General features: G+C 74.9%; 16 protein-coding genes. 7 read left to right on the top strand and 9 right to left on the bottom strand.

Annotated features, from left to right (window positions below; all coding sequences use genetic code 11):
* Positions 1 to 3: 3 nt before the first annotated feature.
* Positions 4 to 1,251 (bottom strand): aKG-HExxH-type peptide beta-hydroxylase, encoded by a 1,248-nt coding sequence (locus ABD223_RS08760; RefSeq protein ID WP_344035493.1) that lies wholly within the window; start codon positions 1,249 to 1,251, stop codon positions 4 to 6.
* Between the two features lie 337 nt (positions 1,252 to 1,588).
* Here ABD223_RS08760 and fxsA point away from each other — a divergent pair, with 337 nt between their 5' ends.
* The 3 genes from fxsA to ABD223_RS08745 are packed head-to-tail and all read left to right on the top strand — an operon-like array spanning position 1,589 to position 6,500.
* Positions 1,589 to 1,771, top strand: a complete 183-nt coding sequence (gene fxsA / locus ABD223_RS08755; RefSeq protein ID WP_344035492.1) for an FxSxx-COOH cyclophane-containing RiPP peptide — start codon at positions 1,589 to 1,591, stop codon at positions 1,769 to 1,771.
* Positions 1,772 to 1,784: 13 nt separating this feature from the next.
* On the top strand, positions 1,785 to 5,540 hold the full coding sequence (fxsT, locus tag ABD223_RS08750) for an FxSxx-COOH system tetratricopeptide repeat protein (RefSeq protein WP_344035491.1): 3,756 nt from the start codon (positions 1,785 to 1,787) through the stop codon (positions 5,538 to 5,540).
* Positions 5,541 to 5,579: 39 nt separating this feature from the next.
* Positions 5,580 to 6,500 carry a hypothetical protein gene (locus ABD223_RS08745; RefSeq protein ID WP_344035490.1) on the top strand — a complete coding sequence of 307 codons (921 nt, stop codon included), beginning with the start codon at positions 5,580 to 5,582 and terminating at the stop codon, positions 6,498 to 6,500.
* Positions 6,501 to 6,573: 73 nt separating this feature from the next.
* Here the strand turns inward: ABD223_RS08745 and ABD223_RS08740 are convergent, their stop codons facing one another.
* Genes ABD223_RS08740 through ABD223_RS08730 form a run of 3 tightly spaced genes read right to left on the bottom strand, consistent with a single transcriptional unit; the run spans position 6,574 to position 10,671 of the window.
* On the bottom strand, positions 6,574 to 8,913 hold the full coding sequence (locus tag ABD223_RS08740; protein ID WP_344035489.1) for a hypothetical protein: 2,340 nt from the start codon (positions 8,911 to 8,913) through the stop codon (positions 6,574 to 6,576).
* A complete protein-coding gene (locus ABD223_RS08735; protein ID WP_344035488.1) occupies positions 8,906 to 9,853 on the bottom strand; it encodes a hypothetical protein in 948 nt (315 codons plus the stop codon). The genes ABD223_RS08740 and ABD223_RS08735 overlap by 8 nt, the downstream gene beginning before the upstream one ends.
* On the bottom strand, positions 9,850 to 10,671 hold the full coding sequence (locus ABD223_RS08730) for a hypothetical protein (RefSeq protein WP_344035487.1): 822 nt from the start codon (positions 10,669 to 10,671) through the stop codon (positions 9,850 to 9,852). Before ABD223_RS08730 ends, ABD223_RS08735 begins: the two co-directional genes overlap by 4 nt.
* Before the next feature lie 290 nt (positions 10,672 to 10,961).
* Here ABD223_RS08730 and ABD223_RS08725 point away from each other — a divergent pair, with 290 nt between their 5' ends.
* Positions 10,962 to 12,698: a protein kinase domain-containing protein gene (locus tag ABD223_RS08725; RefSeq protein WP_344035486.1), complete on the top strand. Its 1,737-nt coding sequence runs from the start codon at positions 10,962 to 10,964 to the stop codon at positions 12,696 to 12,698.
* Between the two features lie 54 nt (positions 12,699 to 12,752).
* Here the strand turns inward: ABD223_RS08725 and ABD223_RS08720 are convergent, their stop codons facing one another.
* Entirely contained in the window at positions 12,753 to 13,703 is a 951-nt protein-coding gene (locus ABD223_RS08720) for a GNAT family N-acetyltransferase (protein WP_344035485.1), read from the bottom strand.
* A gap of 65 nt (positions 13,704 to 13,768) precedes the next feature.
* Positions 13,769 to 14,683, bottom strand: coding sequence for a hypothetical protein (locus ABD223_RS08715; protein ID WP_344035483.1), 915 nt, complete (start codon positions 14,681 to 14,683; stop codon positions 13,769 to 13,771).
* 174 nt (positions 14,684 to 14,857) lie between these two features.
* Here ABD223_RS08715 and ABD223_RS08710 point away from each other — a divergent pair, with 174 nt between their 5' ends.
* Positions 14,858 to 17,017: a M20/M25/M40 family metallo-hydrolase gene (locus tag ABD223_RS08710; RefSeq protein ID WP_344035482.1), complete on the top strand. Its 2,160-nt coding sequence runs from the start codon at positions 14,858 to 14,860 to the stop codon at positions 17,015 to 17,017.
* Positions 17,018 to 17,210: 193 nt separating this feature from the next.
* On the opposite strand, the gene manD is transcribed toward ABD223_RS08710, so the two are convergent.
* Positions 17,211 to 18,440 carry a D-mannonate dehydratase ManD gene (manD, locus tag ABD223_RS08705; protein WP_344035481.1) on the bottom strand — a complete coding sequence of 410 codons (1,230 nt, stop codon included), beginning with the start codon at positions 18,438 to 18,440 and terminating at the stop codon, positions 17,211 to 17,213.
* Entirely contained in the window at positions 18,437 to 20,389 is a 1,953-nt protein-coding gene (locus ABD223_RS08700; protein ID WP_344035480.1) for a cellulase family glycosylhydrolase, read from the bottom strand. The genes manD and ABD223_RS08700 overlap by 4 nt, the downstream gene beginning before the upstream one ends.
* Before the next feature lie 69 nt (positions 20,390 to 20,458).
* Between ABD223_RS08700 and ABD223_RS08695 the strand changes: the two genes are divergently transcribed.
* Positions 20,459 to 21,487: a LacI family DNA-binding transcriptional regulator gene (locus ABD223_RS08695; RefSeq protein ID WP_344035479.1), complete on the top strand. Its 1,029-nt coding sequence runs from the start codon at positions 20,459 to 20,461 to the stop codon at positions 21,485 to 21,487.
* A gap of 160 nt (positions 21,488 to 21,647) precedes the next feature.
* The gene (locus ABD223_RS08690) at positions 21,648 to 22,520 is read left to right on the top strand and encodes an NAD-dependent protein deacetylase (RefSeq protein ID WP_344035478.1); all 873 of its coding nucleotides are present in this window, start codon (positions 21,648 to 21,650) and stop codon (positions 22,518 to 22,520) included.
* Between the two features lie 254 nt (positions 22,521 to 22,774).
* On the opposite strand, the gene ABD223_RS08685 is transcribed toward ABD223_RS08690, so the two are convergent.
* The gene (locus tag ABD223_RS08685; protein ID WP_344035477.1) at positions 22,775 to 23,395 is read right to left on the bottom strand and encodes an SAM-dependent methyltransferase; all 621 of its coding nucleotides are present in this window, start codon (positions 23,393 to 23,395) and stop codon (positions 22,775 to 22,777) included.
* Positions 23,396 to 23,459: the final 64 nt, after the last annotated feature.

Below are 23,459 nucleotides of genomic sequence, written 5' to 3'. Positions count from 1 at the left end.
GGGTCACCCGTCGGCGCGCAGCCAGCGGGACCGGTGCTCCTCGTTGAGCCGCGCGGCCTCCTCCTCGGCCCGGTGCGACACCCGCTCGGCCGACCAGGCGTCGAGCACCTCGGCCATGCCCGCGACGAACTCGTCGCCCACGTCGGTCAGCGCGCCGGAGCCGTCGAGCGCCCGCACCGCGCCGTGCGCCGCCGCCCGCCACCGGGCGAACTCCACCTCGGCCCGCGCGCCCCCGCGCCGACGCCAGAACGCGGCCACGCCCAGGTGCGCGTAAGCGCCCTGGAGCAGGGCCCCCGGCGGTCTCGGGTCGGATCGCCACGGCGCGTAGAGCCGGACCGGCGAGTCGCGGCGCACCAGCGTGAACAGGTCGGCCAGCGCGGCCAGCTTGGCGTGCTGCACCTCGTGCGCGAGGGTCAGGGCGGCGGTCACGGCGTCGGCGGGCAGGGACATCGCCACGCACCCGAACATGTCCGCGAAGGTCGCGCTGACCTGCTCGGGCGTCGGCCCGGACAGCGGGGTGAGCACCGAGGTCGCCGCGGCGACCTCCTCGGCGACGCGGCCGTGCCCGTCGACCAGCACGGCCCACCCGCCCGCCAGCCGCCCGCGCCACGCGGCCGCGTCGAGGTCGTCCGCGAAGCGCTCGTGCACCAGCACCTCGGCGGGCAGGCCGTGCCGGAGCGCACCGTCGACCCGCAGGTCGAGCACCCGCCCCCGGTGGGCCACCGCGACGCGGCCGACCGGCTGCCACCGGGGCAGCGCCCGGTCCGCCACCGGCGTCTCGACGCCGTCCTCGCACAGGGTGGTCCCGGTCGCCGACGTGGTCACGCGCACCGGGCAGGCCGACGCGGGCCGGTAGCTGCCCAGCGTGGGCAGCACGACGGTCGCCGCGGCCGGCAGTTCGACCGAGCCGGGCGCGCCCGCTCGCGCCCGCGCCGCCGCGAGCACGGCGACCAGGCGCCCCGGCGAGGCGTCCCCCGGCCCGCCCGAGGCCAGCGCGCCCGCCGTGCGCAGCACCCAGGCGGCGACCCGCGGGTAGGCCAGCACCTCGCGCACGGCCGGCCAGGGCAGGTCGGCGAGGTCGCGGAACGCGGTGCGCACCAGCGCCGCGTCGGGGTGGCCCGCCTCCGCCACCAGGTCCACCACCGCGCGCAGCGCGACCAGCACCCGGCTGCGGCGGGCGGCGGCCAGCGCGTGGACGGCGCGCGCCCCGCCCCCGCCCGCGGCGAGTTCCCGGAACATCGCGCGCGACATGCGGTGCACCGTGGTCATCGGGGTCGGGCCGCCTTCCGGGGAGGTCCGGGCGGAGGAGGTCGGGTGCCCGGTCGTGCCGTGCGGACCAGGCTAGGACCCGCGGTCGCGACGCCGGGGGCGACCCGAACGGCGTAACGGCGGGTCCTCCTCGGCGGTACTCCGCGTGCGTCCGATCCCGTGGTGGCCGGGCAGATTTCGCCAAGCGGTGGCTTGTGATCATCCGTCCGGGTTAACGGCCACACGTTTGCGGATTCGGAACGTCCCGATGGGTGCATGATGCTGACGCGGCCGGATCCGCCCCGCGCCGCGGGGTGACCGCCCCGCGAAGGGAGCACGGGTGGGTGACACCGCGGGTGTCGGGGGAGCCGAGCTGGAATCGGACCTGGTCGACCTGACCGGCGTGGACCTCCAGCGGCTGGAAGCCCTGCCGCGCACGGCGCTGTACGGCTCGTTGCGGCGCATCCTGCGGGAGAGCGGCGCGCCCGCGGACCAGTACGCCTCGTTCCAGAGCCGGATCTGAGGCGGGGACGCCGATGACCGACCTCCGGACCCGCGGCGGCGCGCCGGCCCGCTCACCGCTGATCGCGGCGTTCACGTCGGCCGCCAACGGCGTCGGGTGCGCCGGGGTGGTGGCCAACCTCGCGTGGCTGCTGGCCGCCGCCGGGAACCGCGTCGCGGTCGCCGACTGGGGCGCCGAGACCTCGCGCGTGCACGACTACCTCGGCCCGTTCCACATCGCGGGCCCGCCCGTGCGGGAGTTCCTGGCGGAGGTGGTCCGGCCGCGCCGGGCGGGCCTGCCCGCCGACCGCGCTTTCGACGACGAGCTGTTCCCGTCCCTGGTGGTGAGCCGCTGCCGGCTGCCCGGCGGCGCGGGCCGCCTCGACGTCGTGTCGCCGCGGGACCCGGCGTCGCCGGTGCGGGGTTTCTCCGGCGACCACGGCGGCCCCGGCGAGGTCGAACGGCTCCGCGACGGCATCCGCCGCAGCGACTACGACTTCGTGCTGGTCGACGCGCCGACCGACCTGTCGGCCGACGCCGCGGGCCGCCTGGCGCGGCTGTGCGACGTGGTCGCCGTGTGCTTCCCGCCGGTCACCGGCGCCGTCCGCCGGGCGGTCGGGATCGCCGGCGACGTGTGGGACTCGACGCTGGCGGGCGTGCGGCTGCTCGCGGTGTCGCTCGGGCTCGACCAGGACGACGCCGACGCGGCCCGGTCGCGGCAGGGCGCGGCGGAGGTCGACGCGGCGTTCCGGCGGGTGCTGGCGGAGAAGGGCGAGGGCCGCCGGATGTCGACGGCGGCGGTCCCGATGCCCCGCCACCCCTACGGCTCCCACCTCGACACGACCCTGGCCGTGATCGCGGACGACGACGAGGGCTCGCACCGGGAGGCCTACCGGAGGCTGGCGGCGGCCGTGGCCGACCGCCAGGTCGCGCCGGTGCCGCTCCCGCCGGAGTTCCTGGCCAGCTACCTGCACGCGGTGGGGCTCGCGGCCCCGACCGGCCCGGCCCGCGTCGTGCTCGCCCACGCGCCGGGTGACCGACCCTGGGCGGACTGGGCGGAGTCGCAGTTCTCGCTCGCCGGCGCGCTGGTCACGCGGTTCGAGGGCGCGTTGCCGCCCGGTGCGACCGCGGTCGTCGTGCACTCGCCCGCGTTCGCCGGGTCGGCGCGCGGCCTGGCCCTGGCGTCGGCGCTGCGCGACAGCCCGGGGACCCCGGTGGTCGTGGTGGCGCCGACCGCCGGCGCCGCGCCCGGCGAGTTCACCGGCGCGACCGTCGTCGAGCTCGACGACGTGACCGACCCGGCCGAGGCGCGCACCCGGCTGCTGGCGCCGTTCCCCGTGGTGCCCGTCGCCACCGGGACCGGCGTGCGGTTCCCCCGCCTCGCGCCGCGCCTCGACGACCTGCCACCGCCGCCGTCGCCGTTCGTGGGGCGCGAGGACGAGATCGAGGGCATCCGGGACCACCTGACGGCCGAGCCCGGTCCGCGCACCTGGTGGGTCACCGGCCCGGCCGGCGTCGGCAAGAGCGAGCTGGCGCGCGAGTACGCCCGGCGGTTCGCGTTCGACTACGAGCACGTGTGGTGGGTGCGCGCCCACGACCGGCAGTCCATCACCGCGTCCCTCGCGCGGCTGGCCGGCCGGCTGAAGCTGACCGAGGGCGGCGACGCGGTCGAACGGGTGCTCGCGCGGCTGTCCACCGCCGACGAGGGGTCGCGCTGGCTGCTGGTGTACGACAACGCCGACGACCCCGAGGCGCTGCACGACCTGGTGCCGGCCGCCGGCGCGGGCCACGTCCTGGTCACCTCCCGCGCGCTCGACCCCGCGCCCGTGCGGCTCGGGGCGTTCCGCCCGGCCGAGAGCGAGGCGCTGCTCCTCGCCCGCGTGCGGGACCTGCCCGGCGAGGCGGCCGAGGAGGTCGCGGAGGCGGTCGGGCACCTGCCGCTCGCCCTCCACCTCGTGGCCTGCCGGCTGGAGGACGCCGCCGCCGCGCACCGGGGCCGCGGCGAGCCGAGCGCCGACGCCGCCTCGCTGGCCGCCGCGGAGTTCCTGGAGGCGCTGGAGGACGGCGCCCGGCGCGGCGCGGCGGGCGCCCTGCGGGTCGTGCTGGACGAGCTGGCGGCCCGGCCGCTGGGCCGCAGGGTGCTGCGGGTGGCCCAGCTGTGCGCCTTCCTCGGCGAGGAGGGCGTGGCGTCGCGGCTGCTGCACTCGCCGCCGTTCCTCGCCGCGCCGGCCGGCGCCGGCGAGGAGCCCTGGGACGACCTGGAGCTGGACCGGGTGCTCTGGGCGGGCGTGCGCGCCGGCCTGTTCCGGCTCACCGCCGCCCAGCCCGCCTCCCTGGTCGTCCACCGCCTGGTGCTGGAGCTCCTGCGGGACCTCATGGACGAGGACGAGCTGGTCGAGCGGCGCACCGCGGTGCTGCGCGCCCTGGCCGCCGCGGCGCCCACCGAGGCGGAGATCGACAACTTCGACCGGGTCGCGGACCTGCGCGAGCTGCGCGGGCACATCGTGCCCTCGGGCGCGCCGGCGTGCGAGCTGCCCGAGGTGCGGCGCTGGCTGGTCGACCAGCTGCGCTTCTTCCTGCTCGACGGCGACCCGGAGGTGTGGCGCTTCGCCGCCGGGCTCGCCCGGTCCCTGCTCGACGGCTGGGACGAGGCCGAGCACGTCGAGCTGCGCATGAGGCTCCGGTTCCACCTGGCCAACCTCGAACGCGCGCTGGGGCAGGACAAGGAGGCGCTCCACCTGGACGAGGCGCTCCTGGACGACCAGCGCCGCGTGCTCGGCCTGCACCACCCCCGGACGTTGCGCACCGCGCGCAGCGTCGCCCAGGGGCTGCGCGTGATCGGGGACTTCTACAGCGCTCTCACCGAGGAGCACGCCACGATCAACGGGTTCCGCGCCGTGCTCGGCCGCGACCACCCCGACACCCTGCGCGCCGCCAACAACCTCGCGTTCTCCCTGTACCTCTCGGGTTTCACCGAGGAGGCGCTCGCCGTCCAGCGGGAGATCCGCGAGCAGCGGCTGCGCCTGCTCGGCCCGGACCACCCGGACGTGTGGTGGTCCGCGTGCTCCACCGGCACCTACCTTAGGGAGCTGGGCCGGTACGAGGAGGCGCTGACCGTGTTGCAGGAGGCGAGCGTCCGGATCATCTCGATCGGGTCGGGCAACTCGCGGTACGAGCTGCGCGTCCAGTGGAGCAAGGGCGCCGCGCTGCGGCGGATGAGCGTCGACCCGCGGCCCGAGCTGAGGGTGCGCGCCGACCCCCTGGCCGCCCTGGAGGTGCTGACCGACACGTCGCGGGAGTACCGGAAGCTGTACGGCCAGCACCACACCGACACCCGCGCGTGCCTGCTGAGCTTCGCCGCCGCGCACCACGCCGCGGGCGACGCGGCCACGGCGGTCGGCCTCTCCCGGCAGTGCCTGGACGGCTACCACCGGCACCACGGCGTGTTCCACCCCTTCACCCTGCTGTGCCGGCTCGACCACGCGGTGTTCCTGAACGCCGACGGCCGCACGGAGGCGGCGTTGCGCGCCGCGGACGAGGCGTACGAGGGCCTGCGGACCAGGCTCGGCCCGGTCCACCCGTGGAGCCTCGCCGCCGCGGCGAACCGCGCGCGGATCAGGGGGGCGGCGGACGACGTGCAGCTCGCGCGCGACCAGCTGGGGACCATCTACGAGCACTGCCTCGACCACCTGGAGGCGGAGCACCCGATCACCCTGACCGTGCGGGCGAACCTCGGTTCGGACGACCCCGCCCAGTGGAAGGACGTGGTTCTCGATGCCCCCGAGATGTGAACCCGGGCGCTGCCCGCGCCGTGGCCGCGGCAGGTCCTCGTGACGCGGCCGGTGGAGAACCTGTCCTCCCACGTGGACGCCCGCTGGGGCGACGTGGTGGGGATGCTGCGCACCACCGTGGGCGGCGGGCACTCCCTGTGCCACCTGGGCCACTACACCAACGGGGTCGCGGACCTCTCGGTCGACGTGGTCGACGACGTCGGCAACCACCACATCGACTGCACCCGGGACGACTACTCGCGGATCGCGCGCCAGCTCAACCTGTCGGTGAGCGACCTGGAGGCCGAACTGGCCGCGGCGGGCACGGGCAGCCTGCTGCGGGTCGTGCTCAACGGCCGCGACGCCGCGGTGCACTGCGCCGCCGTGGTGCCCAACCAGCACGTGATCGGGTTCGCCGAGGCGGCGCGCGGCGGCCGAGCGGGTCCCGGCGCCGAGGCGCTGGTGTCGGAACTGGTGCTGCGGCTGCGCGACAGGCTGGCCGGCCGGCCGTCCGGCGCGTGGCCGAGCGGGTCGGCCCTGACACCCCGGCCGCTGCCGACGGGCGAGCGGCGGGTCGCGCGCGCGACCGGGCGCGAGGACACCGACCCGGCGGCCGCCTGCCGCCGGGCCGTCGGGTTCGAGGCGCTGCACTACGCGGCCTGGTGCACACCCGACGGCGTGGTCTCGGTCGACTGCCTGGACGACGACCGGCTCGACCCGGCGACCCGCCGCGCCAGGACCGCCTTCGGCGAGCTGGGCGCCCGGTTCCCCAGGCTGGTCGGGCAGTTCAGCCGGGTCGGCCTGAACGCGCTGGGCGGTCGGCTGGAGCACGTCGGCGTCCACCTGGAACGCGGCGCGATCCACTGCCGACGGGTGCGGCCCGGCCACTCGGTCGTGGGGCTGACCCTCCACCCCGGAGCGGTCGACCGCGCCGAGGACCTCGTGGCGGACCTGGCCGGTTCCCTGGCGCGCACGGGCTGAGCACCGGGCCCGGTCACCGGGTTCGGCCACCGGGTTCGGCCACCGCGCCCGGTCACCGGGCGGGGCACGGGGTTCAGCGCGGGCCGGTGACCGACTGCCACACCGTGGACTGCACCTGCCTGCCCAGCTCGTTGAACGTCTCGCGCACGTGGTCGAGCGCCGCGGGCGCCGCGTCGGACCTGCCGCCGGTCGGTGACGACGCGAACTCCTCCAGTCCGTCCAACCGGAACACGGGGATGTACTCGTAGACCGCGTCGTAGGCGCGGCACAGGGACTTGAGCCGCTCGTGCTCGTCGGCGAAGGGCGGGCCGCTCAACGACGAGGCGTACGCCCGGTACCAGTCGACGATGCCCTCGCGGAAGCCGGCCAGCAGCCGGTGCAGCAGCGCGGCCACCCCGACGGAGTGGAACACCTGCTGCGACCGCAGTTTCGCGCGGATGCCGTTGCGCACCCCGCCCGCCCGCGCGGGATCGTCGGCGCTGTCGCCGAACACCGCGCGCAGCGCCGCGTCGACGTGGTCGACCCGGTCCAGCGAACGCTGGGCCTCGGCGAACAGCTCCGCCACGGGCAGCGGGAGCCCCGCCGGTTCCGGGCGCTCGGCCCGCCCGCCCACCCGCTCGGCCGCCCGGGAGACCGACCGCGACCCGTCCGCCAGACCGGTGATCTCCCTGCGCAGCTGGGTGAACTGCCGGTCCGACGTGGAGGTCAGCTGCTCCAGGGCGCCGACGAGCTGGTCGAGCATCCGCTGCGTGTTGGCCTGCTGGCGGCTGACCCGGTTGACGCGCTCGCCCACGATCGACACCGGGTCCGAGGCGGTGCTCTCCTGGAGGACCCGCAGGCGTTCGCCCAGCACGTTCGCCAGCAGTTCCTTGAACGTCCAGTGGTGGTACTCGATCGGCTCCGCGGTGAACGCGTCGGTCAGCGCGCCCGCCAGCTCGGGGTGGACGGGTCCGACCGCCACCAGCAGGACGTCGGCCCGCTCCACCGCCGCCTGGATCGCCGTCGCCCGCCCCACCAGCTCCTTCGACTCGGCGGGGTCGAGCACGGGACCGGACACCAGGACCGCGCACCCGACCTCGTCGCCCGCCACGGGGATCCAGTAGTCGGCGCGGGCGCCCGCGACGCCCAGCGCGCGGTCGCGCAGGTACTCGACGCCCGACGCGGACAGCACCTGGCGGATCTCGTTGCGCACGTTCGGGACGGTCTCGAAGAACGACCGGCCGCGGGCGACCTGGCGGACCATCGCCTCGGTCACCCGGGCGCCGTCCGGTTCGGGCGCCTCGTCCAGCGCCATCCGGTACAGCCGGCGGCACAGCAGCACGACGCGCCGGGCGTTGCCCTCGGTCAACTTGACGAGGTAGCGCACCACGTCGGCGTCGAACGGCTGGAGCCGCGGCGGCCTGCCGATGCGCCGCTGGCTGCGGCGGATCAGCTCGGAGACGGCCTCGGCGTCCAGCGGCGAGACCGTGATGGTGCGGCCGATGCGCTGCGAGAAGTTGTCGCCCAGCGCGTCGAGGTAGTCGGGCAGGCCGCACAGCACCAGCAGCGCGTGCGTGCCGGCGAAGACCCGGAGCATCTTGTCGAACGCCGCCACCGCCTCCCGGGTGGGCCTGCGCCGGGCCGACAGCAGCCGGTTGAGCTCGTCCACCACCACGATGAAGCGGCGGTTGCGGTGGCCGTGGAGCAGGGCGAACACGCCCATCGCCTCCAGCGCGGCCTCCTCGGAGTCGATGGCGCGGTCGATGCCGCGGTCCACCAGCACGCCGTCGGGCGCGTGACCGGTGAGCCACTCCCAGGCCGCGTGGGTGAAACCGGGGCGCAGCAGCAGGGTCAGCGCGGTGCCGAACATCGCGTTCTCGGTCACCTGCGCCAGCTTGCCGCGCAACGTGGCCAGGTTCCCGGTCTCGGCGAGGCCGAGGCGGGCGCTGGTCTCCACGGGGTCCAGCGCGCCCGAGCGCACGAGCGGGGCCATCTCCGCGGTGAACGGGGTCTTGCCCAGCTCGTCGGCCACCACGTCCGCGTAGTACTCGCGGACCCGGTCGCGCACGTCCTCCAGCTCCAGCTCCGCCACGAAGTCCCGGTACAGCTCGATGAAGCTGCGCGGTTCCGCCTCCAGGTAGACGGCGCGGGTCGTCCCCTGGTCCGCCCGCACCCGGACGTGGTGCAGGACCGTGCCGAGCAGGTGCGTCTTGCCGGTGCCGTACTCGCCGACGACGGCGATGGTGTTGCCGGTGGGGCGGCCGGGCTCGACGGGGGCGTTGAGGAAGTCGTTCACGAGGCCGACCGCCTCGCGCACCGCGGGCGTCACGACGGTGACGGTGTCCGAGTCGAAGCCGGTCGCGTCGGCCACCGCGACCGCGGCGAACGGGTTGGTGTCCTCGATCGACGGCGAGTCACCGTGTCCGTCATCCATGGCCCTCGAATCCTCTTCCGGTCCTGTTCATCGAGAAGAACAGGTCCTTGATGTCGTCGAAGGAGACCTCGGTCCGCGCTTCAGCCCGCTGCTCGACAAGCATCTCGTTGTAGATACCGTAGAGCAACGTCTGGAGTTGCCCGATCGACGGTTTCCACGTCTCGATCACCTTCTGCGCGGCACTTTCCGTGACCTTCGGACACGCTTGCCCGTCCGGGTGAAGCCGGTGCCTCGACTGGATGAACGCCCACCCGTCGCCCTCCTTGAGCAGGTTGACCTTCAGGCGCAGGGGTTCGGCGCGGCTGACGTCGGCCACTTCGGACCACTTGCGCTCGATCAGGTCGACCTCGGCGGTCTCGACCATGAAGAGCAACCGCCTCTGGGTGAACCGGGCGTACTCGACGACTTCGGCCAGCAGTTCGGTGGGCGGCAGGAGCACCACCACCAACGCCTCCGGCCGCAGGTTGAGGCTCAGGTAGCGGTAACCGCGGTCCAGCTTGTCCTCGCGTTCCCGCAACTCGCCGACCTGGTCCGCGGTGAGCTGGCCCCGGCGCTCCAGCTCGTCCACCACGCAGCTGTAGACGTACTGCTGGCGGTCCAGCACCGACTTGTTCCGCTCGCACGAGTCCACCAGGTTCAGCACGTGCACGTCTGTCCCGGCGCCCTCGTCCCCGTTCCCCTCGGCGGTGAGCGCGCCGCTCACCCACGCGGCGCACCGGTTGAGCAACGACGTCTTGCCGCAGTGCTCCCGGCCGACCACCACGACCAGCCGCCCGTCCCGCTTGAGCGCGGACGCGTCGCCGATCTTCGACTTGAACTGCTCGAACGCCTCGTCCGAGTGGTCGACCGCGACGTAGTAGTCCTCGTGCCCCCGGTGCTTGAGCGGGGACAGCGGCTTGCCGCTGCCGACGTCCAGGTGAGGAACCTCGTAGGGGTTCACCGCCTCTTCTCCTTCGGGAACTCGGCCCACAGCTCGGCGTGCCGCCTGCCGGGGGTCTCCAGGGCCCGCACCACCACGTCGACCCGCCGGTCGACCTCCTCCACCGCCCGGGTCACGTCGCCGGCCCTGCCCCGCCGCTCGCCCCGGTCGTCGCGGTAGGCCCAACCGGTGGAGATCGCGTCGCCGAGCACGCCCGAGGTCACCTGCCCCTCCAGGGCGCCGGGCGCGGTCCAGCCCCGGCGCAGCGCGGCGGTCCGGTTGAGCTGCGAGACCAGGTCGTCCCGCTTGTGGCGCACCTCCGAGGTCAGGGTCGCCACGGTGTCGGCCGCGCCGTTGACCTGCGCGTCGCAGTAGTCGCGCACGGCGGTCACGAACGCCCGGCTCGCCTTGCTCAAGGCGGCCGCCTGCGCCTTGCCGCGGTTGAGCGCGTCGCGCCAGCCGGCGGTGAACCACGCGATCGCCGCGCCGCCGGCGATCGGGACGAGGCCGATCAGCGCCGTGACGAGCGGGTCGGGCGAGGTCTGGGGCTGGGCCGCCCGGACCGACACCTCGCAGGCCCGTTCGAACAGGTCCCGCTCCGCGTCCCGCCACTCGTCGAAGGACAGCGCCCGGCCGCCGGTGGAGACGCGGTCCGGCGTCGAGCCCCGGTCGACCAGGCGCAGGGAGACGGCGGCCTCCACGGTCGCGGCGCGGCGGGACTTCGACGTGCACTGGACGAGGGTCGCGTCCGGTGGCGCCGAGGAGGCCGACCAGAAGGCCAGACCCAGGGCGGTGGCCAGACCGGCTCCGATCAGCGCGACGGCGGTCGGTGTTCGCACGCTCCCTTCTTCGCGTGAACGCGCTCGCGCGTAACGCCGTTCGGGACTATCGGTCCGCGTTCGGCGGTAACGATTCGGATCACCGGCGGGCCGGGGGGAAGGGGTTTCCGCATTTCTGCGGTGGTGGGGTCGGTCGCGGTGCCTCCGGACGCCGGTCCGCCGGGCCCGCGACGCGCCGCGTGGTGAGCGGCTCGGGGCCGCCGGAGGTGCTAGGACTGACACGCACGTTCGAATGATCACCTGATCGGGTAACCCTGGCGACGAACGTGCGCACGACGTTGGGAGCACCGGTGGAGGACCGCACGATCGCAGGCCGGTATCGGCTGACCGAGAGGATCGGCTCGGGCGGGATGGGCGTGGTGTGGCGCGCGGAGGACACGCGCCTGCGCCGCGTCGTGGCGGTGAAGGAGCTGCTGTCCCGCGCCGGGTTCGACCAGGAGTCGGTCGACCGCGCCGTGCGCGAGGGGCGGATCGCGGCCCGGTTGCAGCACCCCAACGTGATCGCGCTCTACGACGTCATCGAGCACGACGGCCACCCGTGGCTGATCATGGAGTACCTGCCGTCGCGGAGCCTGGCCGGGGTGCTGACCGAGCGCGGCACCCTGCCGCCCGACGAGGTGGTGCGCATCGGCGGCCAGCTGGCGGCCGGCTTGGCCGCCGCGCACGCGGCCGGGGTCGTGCACCGCGACGTGAAGCCCGGCAACGTGCTGGTCACCGAGTTCGGCACGGTCAAGGTCACCGACTTCGGCACTTCGCGCGCGGCCGACGAGGTGACCGTCACCGCGTCCGGGATGCTCGTCGGCACACCCGCCTACCTGGCGCCGGAGGTGGCCCGCGGCGAGAAGGGCGGTTTCCCGGCCGACGTGTTCGCGCTCGGCTCCACCCTGTACGCGGCGGTGGAGGGCGATCCGCCGTTCGGGGTGGACGGCAACACGATCGCCCTGCTGCACCGGGTCGCGGAGGGCAAGTTCGCGCCGCCGGACCACGCGGGCCCGCTCGCGCCGGTGCTGATGCGGCTGCTCGACCCGAACCCGGACACCCGGCCGACCATGGCCGACGCCGAGCGCATGATCCGTGACGTGCGGTTCGAGCGCACGCCCGACCCGACCGCGCTCTTGGCCGCCCCGCTGGCCACGCTGACCTCGGTGGAGCCGGCGTCGGAGCCGGAGCCGGAGTCGAAGTCGGCCGCCCGGCCGGCCGCGACGCCGACGCCCCCGCCCCCGCCCCCGCCGCAATCGCAACCACAGTCGCAGTCGCAGCCCCAATCGCAACCGCAGTCGCAATTGCAGCCCGGGTCACCGGCCCAATCGCAACCGCAGTCGCGATTGCAGCCGGCTTCGTCGCCCGCCGCCCAGTCGGAGCCTGCCCAGTCGAGGTCGGGTCAGCCGAATCCCGCCCAGTCGAAGTCCGCCCCCGTCGTCGCGCCGCCCCCGTCGTCACCCACCCCCGAGCGGGAGGAGCGCCGGGGCGACCGCAAGGCGCTGGCCGTGCTGGGCGTCGTGGCGCTGGTCGCCGTGGCCCTGGTGGTCTACCTGCTCAACCGGGACGGGAACCCGGTTACGACGGCGGGCCCGGACAACAGCACCACCACCACGCAGGCCACGACCACCGGGCAGCAGCAACCGCCCGCCGAGCAGACCACCGCCCCGCCGCCAGGCACGACCACGACCACCCCGCAGCCCGAGCAGACCACGACGCCCCCGCCCGAGCAGCCGCCCGCCGACGTGCCAGCCGACCGGGCCCTGGGCGACTACTACGCCCTGCTGCCGGGCAACCTGGAAGCGGGCTACGCGCGGCTGACCGACGGCTTCAAGGCCCGGTTCACCCCCACGTTCGCCGACTACCAGGCGTTCTGGGGCCAGATGAGCTCGGTCAGCGTCACCGACGTGCGACCGGTGGGCGGCAACGAGGTGGCGGCGACCGTCACGTACTCGTACAAGAACGGCGGCACCCAGCCGGAGCAGCACGTCTACACGCTGGTCAAGACCGACGGCGGGTGGTTGATCGACGGCCAGCGCTTCGCCTGACCACCGGCCGCCGGCCGCCGGGCGGCCATCCCCTGTCCAGCGGATGGCGGCCGCTCAGGTCGGGAACGCGCCGCGCCACACGTCGATCACCAGCACCGGCCGCATGCCCACCGACTCGTACAGGCCGAGCGCGGGGGTGGGGTTGTTCGAGTCGACGTGCAGCACCGTGCCGACCCGGCCCTCCGCGGCGTCCAGGTGGAACGCGTGCCGCAGCAGGTGCCCGGCCACGCCGCGGCCGCGCGCCGCGGGCAGCACGCCCAGGTGGCCGACGTAGCCGCGGTTCTCGTCGGCGAACTGGTCGGTGCGCTCCAGGAACCCGACCGGCTCGCCGTCCAGCTCCGCCAGCCACAGCCCGGACCAGTCGAAAATCGATTTCCGGTCCTGCACCTCGTGCCACTCGTCGTAGGTCTTCGGCGTGAACCCGAAGTGCCCGGTGAACGACTCGTTCCAGATCGCGTGCGCTGCTCGCCGGGCCCCGTCGTCGACGGCCGGGCGCAGCACCAGCCCGCCGACGGGCGCGGGAGGCGGCACGTCGCCCGCGTGGTCGGCCCGCATCCGGTGGAACGTCGTGCCAACGGTGAACCCGAGCGCCGCCACCTTGTCCCGCAGCGCCTCGTCCTGCCGGTAGACGCCCTGGTCCACGACCACCTCGGCGTGCCCGGCCGCGCGCGCGACCTCGCCGGCCCGCGCCAGCACCCGCTCGAACAGCCAGTCCACCACGGCCGGCCGCGAGGAGGTCACGTCCACGTCGACCCGCGCGCCGTCGCCGCGGTTCTCGACCACCCCGTACCCGACCGGCTCGTCGCCGTCGAAGACCAGCCAGGCGTCGCGCGCGGGGTCGAAGCCGGGCCTGACCAGCTCGTCGCGCACGTCGTCCAGGGTGTAGTCGCCGAACCCGACGACGGCGGTCGTGTAGGCGTGCACGAGCCGCAGGATCGCCGCGGCGTCGTCGAGCGAGGGCGGCCGGGCGGTGTGACCGGCGGGGGTGGTGAGCACGGCGGACATGGTGCGCCGCGCCCACCTCCCGTGTCGACCGATATCGCGGGCGGTCGGGTGGGTCGGGTCGCCGCCTAGTCCGGCCACTCCCAGGCCACGCAGAACATGCCCGGACCGAACCCCAGCGCCACCGCGTGGGTGTAGCCCTCCGGCGACACCACCATCCGCTGGTGCTCGACCGGGCGCGGCGCGTCCGGCTTGACCACGTACCGGCGCACCGACGTGGGCAGCGCCGCCGGGTCGAACTGCACCTCCACCGCGTAGTCGCGCACCGGCGTGCGGAACTGGCTGCAATAGGTGTCGTCGCCGCGCGGGTACGGCGGCCCGTCGACCACCGACGCGTACTCCACCACGATCGTCTCGCCGCGCGCCAGCACCCGGTCGAACACCAGCTCAGCGGCCACCACCCCGTCCTCCTCCTGGCGCACGACCCGGCCGAGCGCGCACGACCGGATCGGCACGATCCGCGGCGCCGGGCCGGCCTGGGTGAGGTCGTGCACCGTCACCCACCGGTCGGCGCCGTCGCGCTCGGCGCGCAGCACCTGCCTGGTCCGCACGGTCCGCACGCCCCGGTCCGCCGCGACCTCCACGGCGATGTGCAGGGTGATCCTGCTCAGCGCCTCGTCCCGGTCGACCAGGGACAGCACCGGCTCGATCCGCTCGCGGTCGGGCCACATCTCCTCCAGCGCGGGCGCGTCGGCCGTCCGCCTGGTCCGCCCGCGCGAGCGCGGCTCGCCCAGCAGCCCGGTCAGCGAACCGGTCGCCAGCTCCAGCACCTCCTCCAGGTGCCGCACGGCCTGGATGGAGCCGCGCCGCTCGGGTCTGCTCCGGCCGGACTGCCAGTAGCTCAGCGCGGCGACGCTGATCTCCGTGCCCCGGTCCAGCAGCCGTTGCCGGATGCGGTCCAGGCCCAGGCCCCGGGCGGCGATCGCGGCGCGCAGCGCGGTGGCGAAGGGGTCTTCGGTGGAGACGTGGTCGCGGGTGTCCATCGGGCCTCCTGTTCGCAGCGCGGGCTGACGTTACGGGTCGGCCGCGCCCACCGGTAGGACCCCCGTCGTCCGTTCGGCCCCGACGGGTGCGGCGCCGGGGCGGACGCGCTGCGGGTATCCGAAAGGCCCGGTGGAACGGTTCCGGTCCGCCGGCCGGCCGGCTAAGGTCGGCCGGTGCTCCAGCGGACGTGGTCGACGGCGGTGCTGCTCGTGGTGATCGCGGCGGTGGGCGCGCTGGCGGTGCTCGCGTTCCGGCCGCCCGCGCCGCGCGCCGACGCCCCGCCCGCCGAGTTCGCCGCGGGCCGGGCCGAGGAGCACCTGCGCGCGGTCGCGCAGCGGCCCCACCCGATCGGCTCGGCCGACAACGCGCGGGTGCGCGAGTACGTCGCCGGCGCCGCCCGCGGGTTCGGCGCCGAGGTGTCGGTGGAGTCCGACGACGTGGTCCGGTCGTGGCGCGGGGTGGAGCGGGTCGCGACCGCGCACAACGTCGTCGCCCGCGTGCGCGGCACCGACCCGTCCACGAGCGGCGGCCGGGCGTTGCTGCTGGTCGCGCACCACGACTCGGTGCCGACCGGTCCCGGCGCGGCGGACGACGGCGCGGCGGTCGCGGCGATGCTGGAGACCGTGCGGGCGCTGGGGCAGCGGCCCGTGCGCAACGACGTGGTGTTCCTGTTCACCGACGGCGAGGAGGCCGGGACGCTCGGGGCCGAGGCGTTCGTGCGGCGCCACGGCGTCGACGGGTACGGCGCGGTGCTGAACTGGGAGGCCCGCGGCAGCGGCGGGCCGGTGTGGATGTTCGAGACGGGTCCGGGCAACGGGCCGCTGGTGTCGGCGTTCGCGCGGGCCTCCGGCCGGCCCATCGCGAACTCGCTGGCCGCCGAGGTCTACCGGCTGATGCCGAACTACAGCGATTTCAGCGTGTTCCTCGACGCCGGCGCGCGGGGCCTCAACAGCGCGTTCATCGAGCACGTCCACGACTACCACTCGCCGTACGACGACCTGGAGCGGCTCGACCGCGGCAGCCTCCAGCACCACGGCGACACGATGGTGGGCCTGGTGCGGGAGCTGGGCGACCGGGACCTGCGCGCGGCCGACGGCGGTTCGGCGGTGTACTTCGACCTGTTCTCGCGCGTGCTGGTGCGCTACCCCGTGTGGTTGGCCGCGGTCCTGGCGGCGTTGACGGTCCTGGCGTTCCTGGCGGTCGTCGTCGTGCGGCGGTTGCGGGTGCTGTTCGTGGCCGGGGTGGCGGCCGGCGCGGTGGTCGTGGCGGGCGCGGTGACGTTCGCGCTGTGGTCGGCGGTGGCGGCGCTGCGGCCGGGCCTGGCGTTCCTGGCGCTGTCGGAGCCCTACGAGCGGGGCTGGTTCGTCGCCGGGTTCGCGGTGCTGGGGCTGGCGGCCCTGCTCGTGGCGGCGCGGCTGGTGCGGGACCGGTCCCCGGAGGAGGTGATCGGGGGCGTGCTGGTGCTGCCCGCCGTGCTGCTGGCGGTCACCGCGGTGCTCGTGCCGGGTGCGAGCTTCCTGTTCCAGTGGCCGCTGGCGGCCGGCCTGCTCGCGCTGTGGCGGCCCCGCCTGGCGTTCCTGCCGCCCCTGGTCGCCGCCGCCGTCTACCCGCCGCTGGTCGGCACGCTGCTGGTGGCGCTGGGCATGCCGCTGGCGGCGGTGGGCGTGGTGTTCGCGCTGCTGGCCGGTGTGCTGCTGGTGCCGTTGCTCGGTGAGCTGCCGCGCCGCGGCGCGCTCGTGGTCGGCGCGGTGGCGTTGGCGCTGCTGGCCGCGGGCACGCTGAGGTTCGGTTTCAGCCCGGCCGAACCGCGCCCGAACGCGCTGGTCTACCGCCTGGACACCGAGTCGGGCCGGGCGGACTGGCTGTCCGGCGACCCGGAGACCGACGAGTGGACCCGCCGCGTGCTGGGCGGGGAACCGGAACGGGTCGCCGCGCCGCCGCTGCCCGAGCCGGCGTTGCGCGCCGACGCCCCGGCGCTGGACCTGACCGCCCCCACCGCCGGGGTGACGTCCGACGCCGGTGCGCTGCGCCTGCTGATCACGCCGGGGGAGCGGGCGTGGCGCACGCACGTGACGCTGCCCGAGGGGAGCTGCCGGTTCGACGACCGCCCGCTGGGCAGCCGCCAACTGGAGCTGTACGGCACGACGCCGCGCGAGATCACCTGCGAGGTCGCGCCCGGCGCGCCGGTGGCCGTGGAGCTGGTCGACCACTGGATCGGCCTGCCGCCGGAGGCCGCCGCCCTGGTCGGCCCGCGCCCGCCCGACACCATGCCGGTGCAGTCCGGGAACCGCCCGTACGACGCCGCGCTGGTGCGGGCGGTGGTCCGCGGCTGAGCGCTTCGGGGGCGGCGCGCCCAGCCCGAATCGGCCGGCGCGGGGCAGCGGACGACACCCGCGAACCGGACCCGGCCCGGCATGGAGCCGGCCCGGCGCGGAGCCGGACGACCACCACGACCACCACGACCGGCCGCGGCCGGCCCCACAGCCGGCCACGGCCGGCCACCGCTGGTCGACCCGCGCCCGCGCCCTACCAGTCGTGCAGGGTCCCGTCCGCCAGGCGGTTCACCGGCAGGTACGCGGCGCGGTAGGGGAAGCGGGCCGCCGCGTCCAGGTCCAGCTCCACGCCCAGCCCCGCCGCGTCGGACGGGTGCAGCAGGCCGTCGGCGAACGTGAAGGAGGTGCGGAAGACCTCCAGCGCCTCCGCGGTGTGCGGCATGTACTCCTGGATGCCGAAGTTGTGCACGGCCAGGTCCAGGTGCAGCGCCGCGGCCATGCCCACCGGCGAGATGTCCGTCGGGCCGTGCAGCCCGGACTTGATCCCGTACACCGCGGCGAAGTCCAGCAGCTTCTTCATCGCGGTCACGCCGCCGGTGTGCGTGACCGCCGACCGCACGTAGTCGATCAGCCGCTCGCCCAGCAGCGTGGTGTAGTCGTGCACGGAGTTGAACACCTCGCCGATGGCCAGCGGGGTCGTGGTGTGCTGCCTGATCAGCCGCAGCGCCGCCTGGTCCTCGCCCGGGGTGGCGTCCTCCAGCCAGAACAGGTCGTAGGGCTCCAGCGACTTGCCCAGCCGGGCGGCCTCGATCGGCGTCATCCGGTGGTGACCGTCGTGCAGCAGCGGCAGCTCCGGCCCGAACTCGTGGCGCACCGCCTCGAACACGCCCGGCACGTGCCGCAGGTACGCGCGGGTGTCCCAGGTCTCCTCGACCGGCAGCGCGGTCGGCCGGGCCGGCTCGTAGTCGTACCGGTCGCCGCCGCCCGCCGCGGACGAGGCGACGCCGTAGACGGTCGCCAGGCCCGGGATGCCGGTCTGCACGCGGATGGCCCGGAAACCCCGCTCCAGGTGCAGCCGGATCGAGTCGAACAGCTCCGGCAGGTCGCGCCCCGACGCGTGCCCGTAGGCCAGCGCCCCGACCCGGCACGCGCCGCCGAGCAGCTGGTAGAGCGGCATCCCGGCGGCCTTGGCCTTGATGTCCCACAGCGCCGTGTCCACGGCGGCGATCGCGGCCATGGTCACCGGCCCGCGCCGCCAGTACGCGCCCCGGTACAGGTACTGCCAGGTGTCCTCGACCGCCCGCGCGTCCCGCCCGAGCAGCAGCGGGACCACGTGGTCGGCCAGGTAGGACGCCACCGCCAGCTCCCGGCCGTTGAGCGTCGCGTCGCCCAGCCCGACCAGGCCGTCCTCCGTGGTCACCCGCAGGGTCACGAAGTTCCGCCCCGGGCAGGTCACCACCACGTCCGCCGCCGCGATCCTCATTCGCCCCTCCGCACTTCCGCCACCACCACACCGAACGGACCCAGCTCCAGCGCGCGCACCGGCTCGCCGTCGAGCGACACCAGCGACCCGCCGTCCACCTCGGGCGTCACCGACACCGGCGCGTCGTGCCCGCTCACGAACCAGGCGAACTCGCGCCCGTCCTCGTGCTCCATCACCGCCGCCATCACCAGCGGGTCGGCCACCCGCACGCGCGGCCGCACGCCCGCCTCGGCCGCCAGCGCCGCGTAGAGCCGCCACGTCGGCTCGGGGTTGACCCGGGGCGTGCGGGCGGCCATGTGCTCCAACGGGTAGGTGCACAGCACCAGCCACCCGTCGCCGACCCGCCGGCGCAGCAGCGCGGGCCGCCCGTGCGCGTCGGTCGCCAGCACCTGCGCGCCGTCCGGCACGACCGGCAGGAACGCCCGCGAGTGCTCCGTGCCGGCGACCCGGAACACCAGCTCCTCGCCCGCCGCGATGTCACCGAGGTCGTGGACGAACACCATCCGCAGCTCGTCGTCCTCGATCGGGTCGACCAGCCCGTACCGCAGCTGCTTGACCACGCCGAACGTGCCGTCCAGGTCCGGCCACCACGGCCCGCGCTGCGTGCGGTGCTCGCCGACGAAGTACGACGCGTACACCACCGCGCCCCGCTCGGCCCGCGCCACCAGCGCCCGCCACGTCGGCGCGGTCAGCTGCTTGACCGACGGCGCCAGGTACAGCGCGCAGTCCTCCGGCACGCCGTCCAGCTCCCGCGCCACGCCCACCGGCAGGTCGGCCTCCCACGCCGCCACGTAGGCCTGGCGGCAGTGGTCGGCCACGCTGGTGGCGTCCTCGGGCTGGGTGAACGGGTACCGGGCCTCCAGGAACGACGACACCAGCAGCGCGACCCCGGTGTCCGGGCGGCGCAACCGGGCGAAGTCCGTGCGCCGCAGCACCTCGGTGAAACGTCGTACCTCGACCAGTTGCCGCTTGGGTCGGCCGCGCGCGTCGGTCAGGCCGAAGTGCATCTCGAACGGGTGGTGCCGGTAGGGCTCCTGGTCGAACAGGTCGTCGTAGTCGGTGTTGTTCCACGGGATCCAGCCGGTCGCGCCCGCCAGCAGCGTGGTGTGCAGGACCTGCCGGTAGTAGTGGGCGGCGTGCTCCTCGGAGGTGTAGTCCGAGGTCACCCCGAACTCCTCCAGCACGACGGGCTTCCCGCCGACGTCGAGCAGCTCGCAGACGAACGCCGCGCCCAGGTGCAGCCGCAGCGGGTCGTCCTCCATCCGGTACACGTGCGGCCCGTGGAAGTCGATCAGCGGCGCCAGGTCGCGGACCCGGAAACCGTTGTCCAGGCCGGTGACCTCCACGCCCCACGCGCCGTCGCCGACCGACACCGGCTGGGTCGCGCCCACCGCCCTGATCTCGCCGATCAGCGCCGCGGCCCACGCCGTGACGGCGTCCGCGTCGAGGGTGCCGATGCCGCGCGAGCGCCAGTCGGCGTAAATCGGCATCTCGTTGCTGAGCAGCCACCCGGCCACCGCCGGGTGGTCCTTCCAGCGGGCCGCCAGCTCCCGCACGTACCAGCGCTGGAGCGCCACGAACGACTCGTCGCCGAACACGTCGCGCCCGTCGCGCCAGGGCGGGTCCCAGTTCTGCCCGGACATGTGACCGACGACGAAGGTGGGGACGGTGGTCATGCCGAGCGCGTGGTGGCGGTCGAGGAAATCGTTGTACCTGCCCACCAGCTCCTCGTCGAGCCGGTCCTCTTCGGGCATGAAGTCGGGCCAGTAGAAGAAGCTGCGCGTCAGGCCGATGCCGTGGTCGCGCAGCGTGCGCAACTCCTCGTCCACCACGTCCGGGTCGTAGTGCCGCCACATCAGCGGACCGCCGGTGCGCGACCAGTAGTTGACGCCCACCCACGTCAGCGGGGTGCCGTCCGGGCCGATCAGCTTTGCCGAGTTGCGCTGCACGAGACAGGTATATCGTTTTACATGCGACCCGTCGAGGCCCTGGTAGAAGCCGGGTGTAACGTTTTCCAGATGGTAAGAAGTGGCAAGCCCACGATCGCCGACGTCGCCTCGCTCGCCGGCGTGTCCGTCTCGGCCGTGTCCAAGGTCGTCAACGGCAAGAGCGGCATCTCCTCGTCCACCCGCGAGCGGGTGCTGGCCGCGGCCGCCAAGCTCCGGTGGACGCCGTCCGCCACCGCGGTCGCCCTGCGGGCCGCCAAGACGCGGGCCGTGGGCATGGTCCTGCGACGCGAGACGAACCTGCTCAGCACGGACCCGCATTTCACCCTGTTGATCGACGGCATCGAGCGCGAGTTGGCGCCCAGGGGCTACGGCCTGCTGCTGCACATCGTGGGCGAGGAGCAGCTCGCCGAGGAGACCGCCTACCGCAGGCTCGCCGAGGAGGGCCGGGTCGACGGCGTGCTGCTCACCGAGAGCCGGGTCGGGGACACCCGGTTCGCGCTGCTGCGCGACCTCGGCCTGCCCGCCGTGCTCGTCGGCACCCCGTGGGAGGACGACCCGATCCCGGCCGTGCGCGCGCCCCATTCGGACTGCGGCATCCACCAGGCCGTCGAGCACCTGCTGCGGTACGGCCACCGGCGCATCGGCTACATCTCCGGCCCCGAGGACCGGGTGCACACCCACCACCGGATCCGGGCGGTCGAGGAGGTGCTGGAGGAGCACGGCCTCGGAACCGCGCCCTCGGTGACGTCCGGCGACTTCAGCCCGGATGGCGCGGTGGACGCCGTGCGGGAGATGCTGGCCCACCTCCGCCCCACCGCGATCCTGTTCGCCAACGACTCGATGGCCGTGGCCGGCCTGAGCACCGCGCGCAGGCTGGGCGTCGAGGTGCCCCGCGACCTGTCCATCATCGGCCACGACGACCTGCCGATGAGCGAGCTGGTGTACCCGAGGTTGACCACCGTGCGGCAGGACCTCGTCGGCCTGGGGCGGGCGGCGGCCCGGGTGCTGCTCGCCGCGCTCGGCGAGGTCGACGACGGCCACGTCCAGGTCAACCCGCCCGAACTCGTGATCCGCGAGTCGACCGGACCGGCCAGGTGAGCCGGGTTCACCGGTCAGGTCAGCCGGGTCCACCGCGTGCGCGGCGGACTCGGGCCGGCCGCACGACCCGGGCTGTCGCCGCGCGACCTGGGCCGGCTGTGCGGCCTGGGCTGTCGCCGCGCGACCAGGGTTGTCGGTCCGGCCACGTAACCTGGGTGCCATGCGCACAAGGCCGACGCTGAGCTGGACGGCCACCGGCGCGCCGCTGCCGCGCACCACGAGCCTGGACGAGGTCGTGCGGGCGCTCGCGGCAGGCCGGGTCCTGGTGCTCAGCGGCGCGGGCCTGTCCACCGAGTCCGGCATCCCCGACTACCGGGGCGCGGCGGGCAGCCTGCGCAAGCACACCCCGATGACCTACGACGAGTTCGTCGGCAGCCCGGCGGGCAGGCGGCGGTACTGGGCGCGCAGCCACCTGGGCTGGCGCACCATCGCCCGCGCCCGGCCCAACGCGGGCCACCTCGCCGTGACGCGCCTGCACGCCGCCGGTCGCGTGACCGGCGTGATCACCCAGAACGTCGACGGCCTGCACCAGGCCGCCGGCACGCCCGACGTGGTCGAGCTGCACGGCGGCCTCGACCGGGTGATCTGCCTGGGCTGCCGCCGGACCAGTCCCCGCGAGGACCTGGACCGCAGGCTCCGCGCGGTCAACCCCGGCTTCGCGGCCGAGGCGTCCCGGGTCAACCCCGACGGCGACGTCGACCTGGCCGAGGCCGAGGTGCGCTCGTTCCGGCTGGTCGACTGCGCCGACTGCGGGGGAGTGCTCAAGCCGGACGTGGTGTTCTTCGGCGAGAACGTGCCCAAGCCGCGCGTCGAGCGGTGCGGCGCGCTGGTGGACGCCGCCGACGCGCTGTTGGTGCTCGGGTCGTCGCTGACGGTGATGTCCGGCCTGCGGTTCGTCCGGCGCGCGGCGGACGCGGGCACGCCGGTCCTGATCGTCAACCGGGGTGAGACCAGGGGTGACGCGCACGCGTCCGTCCGCGTCGACCTCCCCCTGGGGCAGGCGCTGACCACCCTGGCCGACCTGCTGGCCTGAGCCGGGACCCCCGACCCCGGTTGGCCATCTCGTTCGCCCGCCCCACCAGCCGCCCCTGCCCAGCCGGCCCTGCCCTGCCCGCCCCGGCCCGCCGGCCTGCCCTGCCCAGCCGGCTCCGCCCGTCCAGCCTGTCCCGCCCACCCCGCTCGCCGACCCTGGCTGCGGGGACCATCGCGGTGTGGCCGAGCCTGAACCCTCGCGGTGCCGCCACCGCCTCAAACCCGGCCGGCACCCTCTCGTGTCGGCGGCGCAGCCTAGCGGCGGCGCAGCCGCAGCACGTGGTCCGCGCGCGTGCCCGGCTCGCCGGTGGGGCTGGTGATCTCCCGCGAGACCGACTCGTTCACCTCGACCGACCAGCCCTCGTCGAGGTCGAGCCCGGCCAGGACCTCGGCGTTGGTGGAGAAGTGGTACTCGCCCACGCGGCCGCGTTCCCAGCTCGGCCACCCGGCGTGGCCCACGATCAGCAGCACCCCGCCGGGGGCCACCGCGCCGGCCGCCCGCGCCAGGATGCGGTTCCGCTCGCCCTCGGCCTCGGTGGTCGAGTGCAGGAACTGCGCCGACACCAGGTCGAACTCGCCCTCCGGGAACGAGTGCGACAGGTTGTGCCGCTGCCGGTCGACCCGCTCGGCCAACCCGGCCTCGGCGGCCCGCGCCCCGACCCGGTCCAGCGCGACGGCCGACACGTCGACCGCGGTGACGCGCCAGCCCTGCGCGGCCAGCCACAGCGCGTCCCCGCCCTCTCCGCAACCCAGGTCGAGCGCGGTGCCGGGGGTGAGGTCCGACACCTCCTTGGCCAGCAATTCGTTGACTTTCCCGGTCCAGACCTGGTCGCGCTCGCGGTAGAACGTTTCCCAGTACTCCTCTGTGGTGGTCATGGCTCCGATCCTCCGGACGGGCCCGCGCGAGTGACAACAAAAGTTGCCGATCCGGCAACCGGTG

Origin of the sequence: Saccharothrix xinjiangensis (genome assembly GCF_039527585.1) — a bacterium.
Classification (GTDB): domain Bacteria; phylum Actinomycetota; class Actinomycetes; order Mycobacteriales; family Pseudonocardiaceae; genus Actinosynnema; species Actinosynnema xinjiangensis.
This window is presented reverse-complemented; position numbering and strand designations above follow the sequence as displayed.